This is a genomic window from Streptomyces omiyaensis (assembly GCF_014650895.1).
Lineage (GTDB): Bacteria > Actinomycetota > Actinomycetes > Streptomycetales > Streptomycetaceae > Streptomyces > Streptomyces omiyaensis.
Genome location: NZ_BMVV01000003.1, coordinates 135,971 through 152,220, shown reverse-complemented (window position 1 = coordinate 152,220; position 16,250 = coordinate 135,971). Strand labels below are relative to the sequence as shown.

Annotated in this window: 16 protein-coding genes; 9 read left to right on the top strand and 7 right to left on the bottom strand. The window is 71.4% G+C overall.

Features of this window, described 5'->3' with window-relative positions:
- Nucleotides 1–78 precede the first annotated feature (78 nt).
- The 3 genes from IE287_RS06315 to IE287_RS06305 all read right to left on the bottom strand — a co-directional run bounded on the left by IE287_RS06315 (nucleotide 79) and on the right by IE287_RS06305 (nucleotide 4,084).
- A complete protein-coding gene (locus tag IE287_RS06315; RefSeq protein ID WP_189847902.1) occupies nucleotides 79–1,044 on the bottom strand; it encodes a zinc-binding dehydrogenase in 966 nt (321 codons plus the stop codon).
- A gap of 76 nt (nucleotides 1,045–1,120) precedes the next feature.
- The gene (locus IE287_RS38340) at nucleotides 1,121–2,203 is read right to left on the bottom strand and encodes a hypothetical protein (protein WP_229883309.1); all 1,083 of its coding nucleotides are present in this window, start codon (nucleotides 2,201–2,203) and stop codon (nucleotides 1,121–1,123) included.
- Between the two features lie 669 nt (nucleotides 2,204–2,872).
- Nucleotides 2,873–4,084 carry an NAD(P)-dependent malic enzyme gene (locus tag IE287_RS06305; protein WP_189847900.1) on the bottom strand — a complete coding sequence of 404 codons (1,212 nt, stop codon included), beginning with the start codon at nucleotides 4,082–4,084 and terminating at the stop codon, nucleotides 2,873–2,875.
- 549 nt (nucleotides 4,085–4,633) lie between these two features.
- On the opposite strand from IE287_RS06305, the gene IE287_RS06300 reads away from it, so the two are divergent.
- Genes IE287_RS06300 through IE287_RS06290 form a run of 3 tightly spaced genes read left to right on the top strand, consistent with a single transcriptional unit; the run spans nucleotide 4,634 to nucleotide 7,349 of the window.
- Nucleotides 4,634–5,593, top strand: a complete 960-nt coding sequence (locus tag IE287_RS06300; protein WP_189847899.1) for an ABC transporter substrate-binding protein — start codon at nucleotides 4,634–4,636, stop codon at nucleotides 5,591–5,593.
- Nucleotides 5,594–5,634: 41 nt separating this feature from the next.
- Complete coding sequence (locus IE287_RS06295; RefSeq protein ID WP_189847898.1) at nucleotides 5,635–6,585, top strand: amino acid ABC transporter permease; 951 nt, start codon at nucleotides 5,635–5,637, stop codon at nucleotides 6,583–6,585.
- Nucleotides 6,582–7,349 (top strand): amino acid ABC transporter ATP-binding protein, encoded by a 768-nt coding sequence (locus IE287_RS06290; RefSeq protein WP_308436851.1) that lies wholly within the window; start codon nucleotides 6,582–6,584, stop codon nucleotides 7,347–7,349. Before IE287_RS06295 ends, IE287_RS06290 begins: the two co-directional genes overlap by 4 nt.
- A gap of 59 nt (nucleotides 7,350–7,408) precedes the next feature.
- Here IE287_RS06290 and IE287_RS06285 read toward each other — a convergent pair whose 3' ends face one another.
- Nucleotides 7,409–8,158: a class I SAM-dependent methyltransferase gene (locus IE287_RS06285; RefSeq protein ID WP_189847897.1), complete on the bottom strand. Its 750-nt coding sequence runs from the start codon at nucleotides 8,156–8,158 to the stop codon at nucleotides 7,409–7,411.
- A 115-nt stretch (nucleotides 8,159–8,273) separates the two neighbouring features.
- On the opposite strand from IE287_RS06285, the gene IE287_RS06280 reads away from it, so the two are divergent.
- Nucleotides 8,274–8,903 carry a CGNR zinc finger domain-containing protein gene (locus IE287_RS06280; RefSeq protein ID WP_189847896.1) on the top strand — a complete coding sequence of 210 codons (630 nt, stop codon included), beginning with the start codon at nucleotides 8,274–8,276 and terminating at the stop codon, nucleotides 8,901–8,903.
- Here IE287_RS06280 and sodX read toward each other — a convergent pair.
- On the bottom strand, nucleotides 8,807–9,232 hold the full coding sequence (sodX, locus tag IE287_RS38335) for a nickel-type superoxide dismutase maturation protease (RefSeq protein ID WP_229883308.1): 426 nt from the start codon (nucleotides 9,230–9,232) through the stop codon (nucleotides 8,807–8,809). The two genes, IE287_RS06280 and sodX, sit on opposite strands and share 97 nt — an antisense overlap.
- A gap of 142 nt (nucleotides 9,233–9,374) precedes the next feature.
- Here sodX and sodN point away from each other — a divergent pair, with 142 nt between their 5' ends.
- Nucleotides 9,375–9,770: a superoxide dismutase, Ni gene (sodN, locus tag IE287_RS06270; protein ID WP_030207400.1), complete on the top strand. Its 396-nt coding sequence runs from the start codon at nucleotides 9,375–9,377 to the stop codon at nucleotides 9,768–9,770.
- Between the two features lie 7 nt (nucleotides 9,771–9,777).
- Here sodN and IE287_RS06265 read toward each other — a convergent pair whose 3' ends face one another.
- Nucleotides 9,778–10,932: a tyrosine-type recombinase/integrase gene (locus IE287_RS06265; RefSeq protein WP_189847894.1), complete on the bottom strand. Its 1,155-nt coding sequence runs from the start codon at nucleotides 10,930–10,932 to the stop codon at nucleotides 9,778–9,780.
- 24 nt (nucleotides 10,933–10,956) lie between these two features.
- The gene (locus tag IE287_RS06260; protein ID WP_189847893.1) at nucleotides 10,957–11,457 is read right to left on the bottom strand and encodes a helix-turn-helix transcriptional regulator; all 501 of its coding nucleotides are present in this window, start codon (nucleotides 11,455–11,457) and stop codon (nucleotides 10,957–10,959) included.
- A 121-nt stretch (nucleotides 11,458–11,578) separates the two neighbouring features.
- On the opposite strand from IE287_RS06260, the gene IE287_RS06255 reads away from it, so the two are divergent.
- From IE287_RS06255 to IE287_RS06240, 4 genes are all read left to right on the top strand, one after another.
- Nucleotides 11,579–11,773, top strand: a complete 195-nt coding sequence (locus tag IE287_RS06255; RefSeq protein WP_116158880.1) for a helix-turn-helix transcriptional regulator — start codon at nucleotides 11,579–11,581, stop codon at nucleotides 11,771–11,773.
- Between the two features lie 657 nt (nucleotides 11,774–12,430).
- On the top strand, nucleotides 12,431–13,570 hold the full coding sequence (locus IE287_RS06250) for a DUF3631 domain-containing protein (RefSeq protein ID WP_373307815.1): 1,140 nt from the start codon (nucleotides 12,431–12,433) through the stop codon (nucleotides 13,568–13,570).
- A gap of 316 nt (nucleotides 13,571–13,886) precedes the next feature.
- Complete coding sequence (locus IE287_RS06245) at nucleotides 13,887–14,462, top strand: MobC domain-containing protein (protein WP_189848227.1); 576 nt, start codon at nucleotides 13,887–13,889, stop codon at nucleotides 14,460–14,462.
- On the top strand, nucleotides 14,452–16,155 hold the full coding sequence (locus tag IE287_RS06240) for a relaxase/mobilization nuclease domain-containing protein (protein WP_189847891.1): 1,704 nt from the start codon (nucleotides 14,452–14,454) through the stop codon (nucleotides 16,153–16,155). Before IE287_RS06245 ends, IE287_RS06240 begins: the two co-directional genes overlap by 11 nt.
- Nucleotides 16,156–16,250: the final 95 nt, after the last annotated feature.

The window sequence follows — 16,250 nt, the reverse complement described above, 5'->3', positions numbered from 1 at the left end:
GGAGGACCTCCGGCACGAAGAAGTGAGCGTTGTTCACGTTTCACGTGCCGGAGATCTCATCAGGTCGACCGACCCGTATCAAGGGTTCGTCAGCACGATCTTTCCGAAGAGGTCGCCGGCGGCCATCTTCTCGAAGCCCTCGCGGGCCCGGTCCAGCGGCAGCACCTCGTCGATCACCGGGCGGACACCCGTGGCCGCGCAGAAGGAGAGCAGGTCCTCCAGCTCGTCCTTCGAGCCCATGGTGGAGCCGACCACCTTCAGCTCCAGGAAGAAGATCCGGGTCAGTTCGGCGTGTGAGGGGCGGTCGCCGCTGGTGGCGCCGGAGATCACCAGCGTGCCGCCGGGGCGCAGGGACTTGACCGAGTGCGACCAGGTGGCGGCGCCGACGGTCTCGATGACGGCGTCCACCCGCCGCGGCAGGCGCGCGCCGGGCTCGTACGCCTCGACGGCGCCGAGCTCGACGGCCCGCTTCCGCTTCGCCTCGTCCCGGCTGGTGGCGAAGACCCGCAGGCCGGCCGCCTTGCCGAGGACGATCGCGGCGGTGGCGACGCCGCCGCCGGCGCCCTGGACGAGGATCGAGTCGCCGGGGCGGACACCGGCGTTGGTGAACAGCATCCGGTAGGCGGTCAGCCAGGCGGTGGGGAGGCAGGCGGCCTCGGCGAAGGAGAGCTCCTTCGGCTTGGGCAGCACGTTCCAGCGGGGGACGGCGACCCGCTCGGCGAAGGTGCCCTGGTAGTGCTCGGTGAGGATGGAACGGGGCTCGTCCGGACCGACGCCGTGGCCGGTCTGGCCGATGACGGAGTGCAGGACGACCTCGTTGCCGTCCTCGTCGATCCCGGCGGCGTCGCAGCCGAGGATCATCGGAAGCTTCTCCTCGGGCAGTCCCACCCCGCGCAGCGACCACAGGTCGTGGTGGTTGAGGGAGGCGGCCTTGACGGTGACGGTGGTCCAGCCGGGGCGCTCCACGGGCTCGGGGCGTTCACCCAACTCGAGTCCGTTCAGGGGCTGGTCGCGGTCGATTCGGGCGGCGTAGGCAGCGAACATGACCTCGACCCTAGGCGGCGACGGGGAGCGCGCGGAACCACACGCCGGTGTGACGCACATCCCCTGGCCGGAGCCCTCATCCGCCGCCCGCGCCGCCCGGCCGCCCCATGGCGGCGACCCCCAGGGGCCCGATCCGGACCCGCCCGGACCCGCCGGCGATCCACCCCGCGGCGGGCCCCGGACGAAGGCGCCGGCGAGCCCCCGGGCGCACGCCCCCGCGCCGGGCCGGTCGTCGAGGACGTGGGCCCCGCTCGCCGGTCGCCCCCGCTCCCGGTCGGGAGCCCGGGCCGCCGCCCCCACTCCCGGACGGGGGCACCGGGCCGCCGCCTTCGCCTGCGCCCGGACGCGCCGGGGCGGACCCGCCGCCCCCGGCCGGGTGTCCGGCGAGCGGAGCCTCCGGTACGAGGTGGCAGACGAGGGGCTTCGGGAAGAACGGGGGGCCGGACCAGACGAGGCCGGGCGACACGGTCAGCCGGAGGAAGCCGGTGAGGACGGCGGCGGTGCAGGCGCCCATCGCCACCGGACGGCGCAGCGGGACGGGCGAGAACTCGACGAGGAGGGCGCCGGCGAGGAGGAGCCCGGCGTTGCCCGGGAACCAGCCGGCGGCGCCGTCGGGGAGGAGGGCGGCGACGGCGAGGTGCGGGAGGAGGGCGGCGGCGAGGAGCAGGCGGGCGCGCCGGGCGCCGGGCCGGGGGCGGTGGCAGCAGCGCTCGGCCGCGTTCGTGGCGGTGGTGAGGATGCCGCCGAGGAGGTCGGGGGCGATCAGGGCGGTGACGGCGAGCGGGGGTCCCGGCCGGCCCCTCGGGTCGCCCCGGACCGCGTCCCGGCGGCGAGGAGGGCCGCGCGCGCCCCGACGCCGGCCGCCTCCACGGCGGACTCGCCGCGGGTCTTGCCGGGCCCGTGAGGCGTTCGAGCCGGCCGAGGAGGCCGGGGGGCGTCGGCGGTGTCCGCCGGTCGACGTGGAGGCCCGCGCACCCCGGCCCCGTGCCGTCGCCGCTCCCGCCCGCCCGCCTCCCCACAGCCCGGCGAGGAGCCGCCGCACCTGGCCCGTGTCGGGGCCGTCCGGGACCTCGGAGGCCCGGCCGAGGGCCCGGACGCCGGCGACGCGCAGGGCGGCCTCGGTGGCCCCGCCAGGGGCTCCCGGTCGATGCCGGCGCAAATGACGCCGAGGCACTGCCCGTCCGCGACGAGCGCGTCGAACCAGCCGGTCCAGGCGCCCCGCGCCCCCTCGGTCCCCCGCACCGCGCGGGCGGCGAGGGCGAGGCCGTCGGGGTGGTCCCGCAGAGGGGCGCCCAGCGCGCCCGTGCCGGCCTCCGGGCGGGCCCGGAGGCCCGCGGGGTCCGCGGCCGGCGTCCACGGGCCGAGGGCGGCCGGGAGGCGTTCGAGCACGTCGGCGAGGACGGCGGCGAGGAGGTCGCCGCGCCCGTCGACGTACGGATGGGCGGCGGTCTTCCGGATGCCGGAGGCCTCGATGATCCGGTGGTACGAGGCGGTCCCGGGCCCGTCGGCGGCGAAGTGCGCGCGGGCGGCGCCCAGGATCGCGTGCCGGCGCTCGGCGGGAAGGCGGTGGAAGCGCGGCAGAGGGCTCAGCGGCAGGGGACTCCTGCGCCCAAGGCACGCACCACCCGTGCGTACCACCGGCACACCCACCCGGTACGCCGGACGGAAGCGGCCCGCCCGAAGCCTCCGGCGCGCCGCACCCCCGCCCCTCCGCGCCCCACCCTCCGCGCCCTACCCGCCGCGCCCGCGCCCGGGCGCACGAAAAAGCCCCGCCCGGTCCGTTGCGGCGGACCGGGCGGGGCCTCTCGTGGCTTCCCGCGTGCCGGTGTCAGCGGCGGGCGACGCCCTCGGCGCGCGCGGCTGCGGCGACCGCGGCCGCGACGGCCGGGGCGACCCGGTCGTCGAACGGCGACGGGATGACGCAGTCGGCGGCGAGCGCGTCACCGACGACGCCGGCGATGGCGTCGGCGGCGGCGATCTTCATGCCCTCGGTGATCCGGGAGGCCCGGACCTGGAGCGCACCGGCGAAGATGCCGGGGAACGCGAGGACGTTGTTGATCTGGTTGGGGTAGTCCGAACGGCCGGTGGCCACGACCGCCGCGTACTTGTGCGCGACGTCGGGGTGGACCTCGGGGTTCGGGTTGGCCATGGCGAAGACGAAGGCGTCCTCGGCCATGGAGGCGACGGCCGCCTCGGGGACCGTGCCGCCGGAGACGCCGATGAAGACGTCGGCGCCGGCGAGGGCGGTCTCCAGGGAGCCGGACAGGCCCGCCTTGTTGGTGAGGCCGGCGATCTCGCGCTTGACGTCCGTGAGGTCCTCGCGGTCGCTGCTGACGACGCCCTTGCGGTCGGCGACGCAGACGTCGCCGATGCCGGCCTCCAGCAGGAACTTGGCGATGGCCACGCCGGCCGCGCCCGCGCCGGAGATGACGGCGCGCAGGTCGCCGAGGGTCCGGCCGGTCAGCTTCGCCGCGTTCCGCAGGGCGGCGAGGGTGACGATGGCGGTGCCGTGCTGGTCGTCGTGGAAGACCGGGATGTCGAGGCGCTCCTGGAGCTTGCGCTCGATCTCGAAGCACCGCGGGGCCGAGATGTCCTCCAGGTTCACGCCGCCGAAGGACGGGGCGAGCCGGACGACGGTGTCGACGATCTCGTCGGTGTCGGTGGTCGCGAGGGCGATCGGGACGGCGTCCACGCCGCCGAACTGCTTGAAGAGGATCGCCTTGCCCTCCATGACCGGGAGGGAGGCCTCCGGGCCGATGTCGCCGAGGCCGAGGACGGCGGTGCCGTCCGTGACGACGGCGACGACCTGGGACTTCCACGTGTAGTCGTGGACCAGCTCGGGCCGTTCGGCGATGGCGGTGCACACCTTGGCGACGCCAGGGGTGTACGCGAGGGACAGGTCGTCCTTGTTGCGGACGGGGACGGTGGCCTGAATGGCCATCTTGCCGCCGCGGTGGAGGGCGAAAGCCGGGTCGAAGGGCTCCTCGGGAGCTCCTTCCGTGCCGCTCTCGCTGCGAGGATTGACGATCTCCGCTGCCATGTGGGTGAGACCCCTTATATGTCTGTTGTCGAGGGTTGCCGCTCCTGGTGTGGAGCGGTGGGCGGGTCCCGCGGTCGCCGTGTCGGGCAACCGCGCGGGCGCGCCGCACAACGCGCCCTGAGCCCCGGATGAGGGGTGTAAGGATCCTTCTTACCGGACGGACGGCACCGCAGACGAGTCCGTATCCACTCGGTGACGCGACTCATACCGAGTGCTTCCGGACGCGGACGGAGAACCACTCGTCACCCGATATCAGGACAGATGGTCAAAGAACCCGTTTGGCGTCCTTCGTGTCGTCCGAATACCGAGATCGACCGTAGATTCTTCGGTGAAGGCAGTGGCTCGCAAAAGATGGTGCGGCCTTGATGTACCGGCCTGTCGGGATTCGGGCCCCACCCGTTACCCGATTTTGACATCCGTGGCCGTCGGTTTGAGGCAGTCCGAATGGCAAGATGCCGTAATCACACGAGGTCGCGGCACTCGAAGACGCGTACGCGGCCCCTTGGCAACGCCTATGGCAACTCCCTCATACGCCGGAGGATCCCGACCATGACCGCACGCTCCACGCGCTGTACGACCGCCGCCAAGACCCGCACCTCCCGTCTTGCCGCGGTCGCCGCCATCGCGGTCGCCGGCTCCATGCTGCTGACCGCCTGCGGTGACCAGACCGAGGGCGGGTCCACCAAGGAGGGCGGCACCGCCGCCAACTCCGCCCCGCTCTTCTCCAAGCTGCCCGCCGACATCCAGAAGGCCGGCGTCATCAAGGTCGGCACGGACGCCTCGTACGCCCCGATGGAGTTCACCGAGAACGGCAAGATCGTCGGTGTCGACCCCGACATCGCCGCCGCCCTCGGCAAGCAGCTCGGCGTGAAGCTCGAGTTCACCTCGGGCACCTTCGACGGCCTGATCACCGGCCTGGAGTCCGGCCGCCACAGCCTCGTCATGTCCTCCATGACGGACAACAAGAAGCGCCAGGAGGGCCTGGACGACGACGGGAAGAAGATCGGCAAGGGCGTCGACTTCGTCGACTACTTCTCCTCCGGCGTCTCCCTGCTGGTCAAGAAGGGCAACCCGCAGGGCGTGAACTCGCTCGACGACCTCTGCGGCAAGACCGTGGCCGTCCAGCGCGGCACGATCTACGAGGACACCTTCAAGGCCCAGGCCACGAAGTGCGGCGCGAACAAGCTCACGATCCAGGCGTTCGACACCGACGCCGAGGCCCAGACCCGCGTGAAGGCCGGCGGCGCCGTCGCCGACCTGAACGACTACCCGGTCGCCGCGTACATCGCGAAGACCTCGGGCGGCGGCAACGACTTCGAGGTCGTCGGCAACCAGACCGACGTCGGCCTCATGGGCATCGCCGTCTCGAAGGACGACACCCAGCTGCGCGACGCCGTCAAGGAAGCGCTCGACGCGATCATCAAGGACGGCACCTACGCCGAGGCCCTGAAGAAGTGGGACGTCGAGGGCAGCGCGGTCAAGTCGGCCACCGTCAACGCCGGCAAGTGACCTGCCCGCTTTCCCCCTCGCACCACTGAAGGGCAGTCGTCATGACTGACAAGCTCAGCAAGGACCCGGCCCCCACGCCGTCCGGGTCCGGCTCCCCCGCCACGCCGTACGAGGCCATCAAAGCCGTGCCCGTACGCCACTACGGGCGCTGGATCAGCGCCGTGGTGGTCGTGGTCCTCCTCGGATGGCTCGTCTACGCCTTCTCCCAGGGCAACATCATCTGGGACACGGTGTGGGACAAGCTGTTCGACTCGTCGATCATCGACGGCCTGTGGAACACGATCGTCATCAGCGTCGCCTCGATGGCGCTCGGCCTGGTGCTCGGCATCCTCTTCGCCGTCATGCGCCTGTCGAAGAACCCGGTCACGGGCGCGGTGGCGTGGCTCTACATCTGGTTCTTCCGCGGCACGCCGGTCTACGTCCAGCTGCTGGTCTGGTTCAACCTGTCGCTGATCTTCGAGTACATCAACCTCGGTCCGATCTACAAGAACGAGACCGTGGACGTCATGACGCCGTTCATGGTCGCCCTCCTCGGCCTCGGCCTCAACGAGGGCGCGTACATGGCGGAGATCGTCCGCGCCGGCATCCAGTCGGTCGACGAGGGCCAGACCGAGGCGGCGCACGCGCTCGGCATGTCCCAGACGAAGACGATGCGCCGGATCGTGCTGCCGCAGGCGATGCGGGTCATCGTGCCGCCGACGGGCAACGAGTTCATCAACATGCTGAAGACCTCGTCGCTGGTCTCGGCCGTGCAGTACACCGAACTGCTCCGCGCCTCCTCGAACATCGGCAGCACGTCCAGCGCCGTGATGGAGATGCTCTTCGTGGCCTCCATCTGGTACCTGGCGCTGACCAGCGTGTTCAGTGTCGGCCAGTACTACCTGGAGCGTCGTTTCGCCCGGGGTTCGCTCCGCAGCCTGCCGCCCACCCCGTGGCAGCGGGTCAAGGCGAACCTCACCACCTTCAAGCGCTCCCCGGAGGCGACGCGATGACCGGTCAGCCCATGGTCAAGGCGGAGGGCGTCCACAAGTCCTACGGCGCCGCCCACATCCTCCGGGGCATCGACCTGGAGGTCCGCAGCGGAGAGGTCTTCTGCCTGGTCGGCCCGTCCGGCTCCGGCAAGTCGACCTTCCTGCGCTGCATCAACCACCTGGAGCGCATCGACGGCGGCCGGCTCTCGGTCGACGGGCAGCTCGTCGGCTACCGCCAGAAGGGCGACAAGCTGTACGAGCTGAAGGACAGCGAGGTCGCGGCCCAGCGCCGGGACATCGGCATGGTCTTCCAGCGCTTCAACCTGTTCCCCCACATGACGGCCCTGGCCAACGTGATGGAGGCGCCCCTCCAGGTGAAGGGCGAGTCCAAGGCCGTCGCCCGCGAGCGGGCCGAGCGCCTGCTCGACCGGGTCGGCCTCGGCGACAAGATGGGGAACTACCCCTCCCAGCTCTCCGGCGGCCAGCAGCAGCGCGTCGCCATCGCCCGCGCGCTGGCGATGGAGCCGAAGCTGATGCTCTTCGACGAGCCGACCTCGGCGCTCGACCCGGAGCTCGTCGGCGACGTCCTGGACGTCATGCGGGACCTGGCCGAGTCGGGCATGACGATGATCGTCGTCACCCACGAGATGGGCTTCGCCCGGGAGGTCGGCGACTCGCTGGTCTTCATGGACGGCGGCGTGGTGGTCGAGTCCGGCCACCCGCGCGAGGTCCTGGGCAACCCGCAGCACGACCGGACGAAGGCGTTCCTGTCCAAGGTGCTGTAAGGCGTGCGGGAAGGGGCGGTACGGGCGTGGACCCGTACCGCCCCTTCCGGCGTTCCCGGCTACTTGACGGCCAGCAGCAGCGTGTCCGAGGGCGAGCACCAGACCGGGCGGGCCTCGCCGAAGCCCGCGGCGCGCAGGGTGTCGGCGTGCCAGCCGGCCGAGGGCATGTCACCGTCGGCGTGCTCGCCGTAGATCTCGAAGCGGCGGGCGGTGGGCTCGGCGAGGAGCGGGTCCTTCGCGGCGAGCGCCCACCACTCCGCCCAGTCGAGGACGCCGGCGGCCTTCTCCTCGTCCATCCGGGCGTGCCGCCGGGCCCGTTCGGCGGCGTTGATCCGCGGGGTGGCCGTGTCGATCATGTGGTCGGCGTTCATGAAGACCCCACCGTCCCGGACGAGCCCGGCGACCTGCCCGTACAGGGCGGTGAGGGGCTCGCTGTGGAGCCAGTGCAGGGCGGTGGCGGTGAGGACGGCGTCGTACGTGTCGTACGGCAGCGCCTTCGTCCACTCCGGGTCCTTGAGGTCGGCCGTCACGAAGGCGACCCGTCCGTCACCCTCGAAGGTGCCGCGGGCGATGGCCAGCAGCGCGGGGTCGAGATCCACCCCGGTGGAAACCGCGTCCGGGAACCTCCGGAGGAGCCTGTCCGTGATACTTCCCGTACCGCACGCGAGGTCGAGGACGCGGGGCTCCGGTCCCACCAGCGCCTCGACCATGTCGAGCATGACGCGGAACCGCTCCTCGCGGTCCGGCATGTACCACTCCTGCTGACGGTCCCAGCTCTGCTGCCAGCCCGCCCAGTCGGTGTCGCCCATGTCCGTACCCTCCGTCGTCTTCACCGCGGAACACCAGAGAACGTAATACCCTCGAAGGGGAAACACCGGTTACCCCCTCGACGCCGACCCTAGCCCTCCGGAGTAAGGACTACAAGTGGAGCTGGCCCATTACTCGGATTTCGCCGTGCGTCTCGTCAACACCGAGGAGCCGGCCCGCGGCAGGGACGGCCTCGGCTCCGTCGAGGCGGTCAAGGAGCTCTTCGGCCCCGCCGGGCAGATGGCCCGCCGGGTCACCGAGGCCGACCTGCCCCGCTTCCGCACCATCCGCACCCGGCTGCGGGCCGTCTTCACCGCGGCCGACGAGGGCGACCACACGGGCGCGGTCGACCTGCTGAACTCGCTCCTCCTGGAGTTCCCGGTCAGCCCGCAGATCTCGGGCCACGACCACCTCGACGACGAGGGCCGGCCCCGCTGGCACATGCACCTCGCCGACCACTCGTCCAACGCGACCACCGGCTACGCGGCCATCTCCGCGATGGGACTCGCCTTCCACCTCACGGAGTTCGGCGCCGACCGGCTCGGCCTCTGCCAGGCCCCGCCCTGCCGCAACGCCTACCTCGACACCTCCACCAACCGCTCCCGGCGGTACTGCTCCGACCGCTGCGCCACCCGCGCCAACGTGGCCGCCTACCGGGCCCGCAAGCGCCTGGAGGCCGAGCGGACCGACCTCACCGGCCGCACCGCCGAGAACAGCCAGGAGAGCACCACCCCGGCCGAACGCTGACGCCCCGGCGTCACCGGCCGGTACCGGACCAGCACCCGCCCGAGCACCAGCTCGGGCGGTACGGCCCCGAAGACCCGGCTGTCACCCTCGGCGCCCGGATTGTCCCCGAGCACCCACCACCCGGCGTCCCGTCGCTCGACCAGACGCTTCACCACGAGCAGATCCTGCTGGAGCGGATGGCGCAGCACGGCCACGTCCCCGGGCCCCACGCGCCCCCCGTACCGCACCAGCAGCCGGTCGCCGTGCAGCAGCGTGGGCACCATCGACACCCCCGTCACCTCGGCGATTCCGAACGGCGCCTCGGCCGCCGCGGTTGCCTCCCGCTCCACTCCTGCTCCCCTCGTCGACTCGTACACGAGTCCCGGCCGAACCCCGGACTTTTGACCTAAGCCCCAGGGGGCGCTCGCGAAAACGCCCCTCTCACCGAGTAATCTCCCACTTGAGAAGACGATCACGAGGAAGGACGGCTCAATGCTCTCCCGCCTGTTTGCCCCCAAGGTCAAGGTCAGCGCCCACTGCGACCTCCCCTGCGGCGTGTACGACCCGGCCCAGGCCCGCATCGAGGCCGAGTCCGTCAAGGCTGTCCAGGAGAAGTACCAGGCGAACGAGGACCCGCACTTCCGGGCCCGCGCCACGGTCATCAAGGAGCAGCGCGCGGAGCTCGCCAAGCACCACGTCTCGGTGCTCTGGAGCGACTACTTCAAGGCCCCGCACTTCGAGAAGTACCCCGAGCTCAACCAGCTGGTCAACGACACCCTGAAGGCCCTCTCGGCCGCCAAGGCGTCCACCGACCCGAAGACCGGCGAGAAGGCCCTGGAGCTCATCGCCGAGATCGACCGCATCTTCTGGGAGACGAAGAAGGCTTGATCTTCACCTAGGCGGCCTGACCTGCACTTTCGCGGGTCGCGCCGCTTAGCTGTCCGCACCCGGTCCGCAGGCCGCCGAGCACGGCGTCCATGACGGCCCGGGTGCGGTCTTCTTCCCCCGGCCACAAGTGCGCGTAGATCCGCAGCGTGATGACGGCGGACGCGTGCCCGAGGACCAGCTGCACCTGCTTGACGCTCGCGCCGCCGGCGATGAGCGCGGAGGCGTAGAAGTGCCGCAGGTCGTGGGTGACCATGTGCGGCAGCTCGACGGCCTTACGGCCTTCCTGCTCGGCGGCCCCGTTCTCGGCCGCCTGGAGCGCCTTGCGGGCGCCATTCCACTCGGTCTTCCACTGCCGGTAGTTGAGCGGCTCCCCCTCCTCCATGGTGAACAGCCACTCCTTGGAGGGCCGCGCGGCGAGATGCGCGAGGAGCGCGTCGGTGACGACCTCGCCGACCGGGACCGTACGCCGGGACTTGGCGGTCTTCGGCGGGCCGATCTTCCCGGACTGGAGCCGCTGCCGCTCGACGCGGATGGTGCCGGCCTTGAAGTCGACGTCCGACACCTTCAGGCCGAGCAGTTCACCGATGCGCAGCCCTGATCCGGCGAGGGTGACGATCACCGCGCGGATGTACGGCGGCATCACCCGTGCCATCGCCTCGACCTGCTCGACCGTGGGCGGGGTGACCTCCTCGTCCGGCATGGCCGGGAGGGTGATCCGGCGGCACGGGCTGGAGGCGATGACCTTGTCGTCCACGGCCGCCGTCATGAGGCGTACGAGGACGTCGTAGACGTTCCGTACGCTGCCGGGGCCAAGCTGGTCGGACAGGTTCTTGAAGAGCACCTGGATGTCGTTGCGGCGTATCGCCGCCATGGAGCGGGCACCCAGTGCCGGTACGAGGTGGAGCCGTAGCGCGTTGTCGGTGATGCGCTCGCCCGCCTCGCTGGCGATGAGCGAGCCCTCCCACGTCTCGGCGTACTTCTCGAAGGTGACGCGGCCGGCGCGCGGGTCGACGTACTGGCCGGTGACCATGCTGGCCGTGACCTCGTCGAGCCATCGCTGGGCGTCGAGTTTCCGCTCGAAGTGGCGGGCGTGCTCCTTGCCGTCGAGGTCGCGGTAGCGGGCCCGCCATTTGCCGTTGGGGCGCTTCTGAATGTTGGCCAAGTGGCCTCTCCTTCGTGTCGGTTGTCAGTAGTGGCCGCCGTCCGCGATGTCGTTGCTGAGCGTGCGAGCGTCGCGCTCGTTGCCCATGAGGCGGAGGCACTGCTCGTGGATGGCCCGCGAGCTGTCTGGGTGGGCCTTGATGTGGTCGGCGATGGCGACCACGGCGTGATGGAGACGGTCGCGCGCGTCTCGGGCCTCGTAGAACGCCTCGACGGCCTCTTGAACGAGGCGCCGGCTGTCGATGTCGAGCCCCTCCAGGGGCGGGGACATCAGCTCTTCGAGGGGGAGCTCGAAGACGCGGGTGAAGGCGAGGGCCTCGTCGAGGTTGATGCGCCGGCGAGGGGTTCCGTTCTCGATGCGCCAGACCGCCGTCTGGTTCATCTTGACGCCGGCTCTGGTCACCCGCTCTGCCAGCTCGGTCGTGCTCCACCCTCTGACCTCGCGCTCCAGGGCCACGCGTGCGGCCACGTTTCCCTCGCTGTAAAGCAGCGGCACTTCGCCGCCTTCGGGCCTGTCGCCTGCCATCGAACCTCCATCGTCACCGTCGCTATCCAAATTGAAACACGGGCTTCCCGATTTGGGTAATCGGGGATCGTCGGATACAACTCTATGCAGATCGAATCGCCACCTAACCGAATGGGAATGCATGCGATACCTGACCACCGCCGAGGTCGCCGAGCGCTACCGCACAGCCGAAAGCACCGTCCGCTACTGGCGCCAGATCAAGAAGGGGCCGCGCGGCATCAAGGTCGGCAAGCGGGTGCTGTACCCCGAGGCCGAGCTGCTGCGCTACGAGCGCACTCTGATCGCCGGCCAGGAGGAATGGGGCCTGGCCTCGTGAGCCGCCGGCAGCCCCGGACACAGCAACGGCCCCCGGCGCGCCAACGCCGAGGGCCGGAGATTCCCCTGCACATCGCCCATCCCTGAACGAACCGGTGAAGGGCGGGACCTTGCACGTCCCGTCCCTCACCTGAGAGGAACGCCGATGGAGGACTCTACGTCCCCCGCCACCTCGAACACATCCCGCAAGGTCGTCTGGCCTGCCGCTGCCGTCCCCGGCCAGGGCATCCCGTGGCACCGTCCGGACCGAGCGGACGGCCAGTCCCCCTCTCCGGGGACCGGCGCTCGACCGGATCGTGCCGCTGATCCGGTCGGTCCAGAACGGGACCGACCGGCGACCGAAACCCGGACCGGAGTTCCGGACAACCCGGACCAGGAACTCGGACCGACGGAGAGCGCGCAGCTCAGCGGCCTGCCGAGCCTGGCCGGGAACCCGGACCGTGGACCCGGTCCGGAAGCCGAGGACCGGGCGGAGAGTTACGGTCAGTCGGCTGGCGAACCCGGACCGCCGGTCCGGGTTGACCACGGTGCTGCGGGGACGGTCCCCGAACCCGGACCGGGGACTCGGGACCGCGAACGTGCCAGCCTCACAGCGGACCGGGACCAGGACGGGACCGTCGTACTGGACGAGCTGCGCGCCGCGATCGGCCGGTACGTCGTGCTGCCGAGCGAGGAGGCCCTGACCGCGGTCACCCTGTGGGTGGCGGCCTCCCACATCCAGCCCGCCCTCCAGCACGCGCCGCGCCTGGCGGTGGTCGGGCCGACCAAGGGATGCGGCAAGTCCCGCGTCCTGGACGTGCTCCACGAGACCGTGTCCCGGCCGATGATGACCGTGAACACCTCACCGGCGGTGGTCTTCCGGATCATCGGCGAGGACCCGCCGACGCTGCTGGTGGACGAGGCCGACACCATCTTCGGCCCTAAGGCCGGCGACAAGGAGGACCTCCGGGGTCTGCTGAACGCCGGGCACCAGCGCAACCGCCCCGCCTGGCGGATCTCCGGCCCGGAACACAAACCCACCGCGTTCCCCACCTTCGCCATGGCCGCGCTGGCAGGCATCGGTGACCTGCCGGACACGATCATGGACCGCGCCATCGTGCTCCGCATGCAGAAGCGCAAGCCCGGCGAGAAGGTCGCCCCTTTCCGGTCCCGGCACTCCGTCCCGGAACTGAACGCGCTGCGCGACCGACTGGCCGCATGGCTGACCCCACTACGCGGGACAGCGCACCGACTGGTGCCACCGATGCCGGTCGAAGACCGGGCCGCCGACACCTGGGAGCCCCTGGTCATCGTCGCCGACCTGGCTGGCGGCCACTGGCCCGCCCAGGCCCGCACCGCCTGCCTGGCGATGACCCGCAACGAGGTGGTCCAGGACGAGCAGACGACCCTGAAGACGCGACTGCTCCGGGACATCCGCCGCGTGTTCGAGCAACACGGCGACCAGGAGGCGCTGCGCAGCCAGGACCTGCTCGCCGCCCTCCTCCAGGACGCCGAGGCGCCGTGGGCCGAGTACGGAACGAAGGGGCTGAACGCCTACCACCTGGCCAACCTGCTGCGTGACTTCGGCATCAGCCCGGCCAACCACCGCTTCGAGAACGGCAGGCAGGCCAAGGCGTACGCCCGCAACCAGTTCCTCGACGCCTGGGCCCGCTACTGCCCCGACCCCGCCCCACCGGCCCCCGCAGCAGCGGAGACCGTGGTCGCACGTCGAGCCCCGGGCAAGCCGCCGGCCTCTCCCTCGGGGACGCTGCCCATCGGCCCGCCCGGCGGGCCTGCCGGCCCCAGGCCCACTCGCTGACCCCAGCTCCGTATCAATCCGTCGCATCCGTCCCCGCGCAGGTCAGCGCGGGGACGGAATTCCTCGCCGATACGGATCACTCCGTACCTGCGACCGTCTCCGTACCTGTGCTGACCAGCTACGGGACGGATGCAACGGACGTGACGAATCCCCACCCCCACACGACCGCCGGAGCACCACCATGCCCGAAACGAGCACCAACAACGCCTCCACCCGCCGCCGCAAGGGATTCTTCGACCTGACCCTCCGGTCAGCAGCAAGCTGGAGCGAACGAGCCTCTAACGAGGCTTCGTCCGCGCTTGCCCCCGCCCCAGGGGTGGCGGAGGAGAAGGCCGAGCGCCAGGGGGCGCCCGAGCCGGAAGAGGGCACAGCCGAGACCGGCTGCCCGCCCGCAGCCGACTCCGTCGCCCCCAGCACTCAGCCGCCGGCCGATGTCCCGCCGCCCGCCGAGCAGCCCTCCTGGCGGGACCTCGACGCCCCCGTCCTGCCCGCACTGATGAACCGCAAGCCCACCGTGGAGAAGCGCGACCAGGAGAAGACCATCCGCTTCACCCAGACCGCGGTCGGCGTGATCAGCGCCGCAGCTCACCAGCGCGGTCAGAAGTTCGCCGGATTCGTCGGCGACGCCGCCCTCGCCGTCGCCCTGGGCAAGGCGGGGCTGGTCGGCAGCCCGGAGGACGACCCGGTCCGCCCGCTGATCGAGGCCGTCGAGGCACACACGGTCGCGCTGAACCGCATCGGCGGCAACCTCAACCAGATCACCGTAGCCATCCACCGAGGAACGGTGCCCGAGCATGCCGAGGCGGTGCTGGACCGCGTCGAGCAAGCGGCCGAGAGCAGCTACCGGCTGATCGACCAGCTCCTGGCGGAAGGCACCGCGCATGGTTCCTGACGTCTCCACCGGCTCCGACACCCGCGGACTGATCGTCTACCTCTTCGGCCCCGGCCGCCGCGACGAGCACACCGACCCACACATCGTCGCCGCCTGGGACATGGCCGGCGCCCCCGACCCCGGCCGCAACCCGGCAGCCACCTACACCCAGCTCGCCCAGCGCCTCGACCACCACGTCGACCTGCGCACCCGCGAACTGGGCGGCAAAAAGCCACCTCAGCACGTCTGGCACTGCCCGGTCCGCACCGCGCCCGGCGACCGCTACCTCACCGACGCCGAGTGGGCCGAGGTCGCCCGCCGCATCGTGCACGCCGCCGGCATCGCCCCCGAAGGCGACGAGAAGGCATGCCGGTGGATCGCGGTGCGCCACGCCGACGACCACATCCACCTCATGGCCACCACCGTCCGCGCCGACGGACGCCGCCCGCGCACCCACCGCGACGGACGGCGCGCCCAGGCCGAGTGCCGCAAGATCGAAGCGGAATTCGGCCTGCGCCGCCTGAAGTCCGGCGACCTCACCGCGCCCCGCACCCCCACCGGTGCCGAACGCGCCAAGGCCGAGCGCCAGGGCCAGACGGTCACGGCACGGCAGTGGCTGCGCGAGCAGGCGTACGCGGTAGCCGCCGCGGTACGAACCGAAGCCGACTACTTCACCGTGTTGGACTCCCTGGGCATCAAGGTCAAAACCCGCCTCGGCCCGGAGACCGGCGACGTGATCGGCTACAGCCTTGCCGCCACCGGCGACACCAACGCGGTCGGCGAACCCGTCTGGTACGGCGGCTCCAAACTCGCCCCCGACCTCTCCATCAACCGCCTACGCGAACGCCTCCCCGACCAGGAGGAATGGGACCGCCCCCGGCACGTGGCGGACCCCGCCGACCCATGGCGGCACACCACCACCGCCATCCACACGGCGCACACCGTCCTCGACTCTGATGACGATGCCGCCGCCCAGGGCCACCTGGCCGCCTTCGGCGACACCCTGTACAACATCGCCAGCGCCACGACCGGCCCCCACCGGGCGGAACTACGAGCGGCGGCAATGGCGTTCAACCGCGCCCGCCGCTCCGCCACCCGCGCCGACCACCAATCCGCCACCGCCCTGCGCAAGGCAGCCAAGGAACTCGCCTACGCCTCCAACGAGCCGGGCGGACTCGCCATCGCCCTGCTCTTCGCCACCGTGCACCTGGCCCGCGCCGCCGCCAAGTGGCACGAACAGCGCGGCCACGAACAGCAGGCCGCCGCAGCCGAAGAAGCCCTCCGCCACCTCCAGGCGGGCTACCAGCAGGCCGCCGCACCCGTCCTGGCGGACCTGGCCCGCCGAGCACCACGAGCCGCGACCGCCCGCCGCTACGAGCAGGACGTTCGCGCGGCCCTCCCCGACCACGCCGACCGGATCCTCGCCGACCCCACTTGGACCGCCCTGACCACCACCCTCGCCCAAGCCGAAACCGCCGGCCACAACCCCCGACGCCTCCTGGCCGAGGTGGGCACCCAGCGAGAGCTCGACAGCGCCGAGCGCCCCGCCGAGGTCCTTAACTGGCGCATCACGGCTCAGCCGAACCGACGAGCACAAGCGGCTTGCCAGCGAAGCACGGTCTACGGCACGTCTTTCGTCTCCGCCATGGCCAACCCGCCAGCCACACCGGTGGCCGATCGCTTCCAGCCACAATCCCTGCGAAGGGGACGGTGAGGCGGAGGCCGGCAAGCCCGCTTAAGGAGCCGTACCTCCGCTCGATATTGAGCGGAGGCACGGATATCGCCCCAGCCACCGGGCCTCTTGCGTAC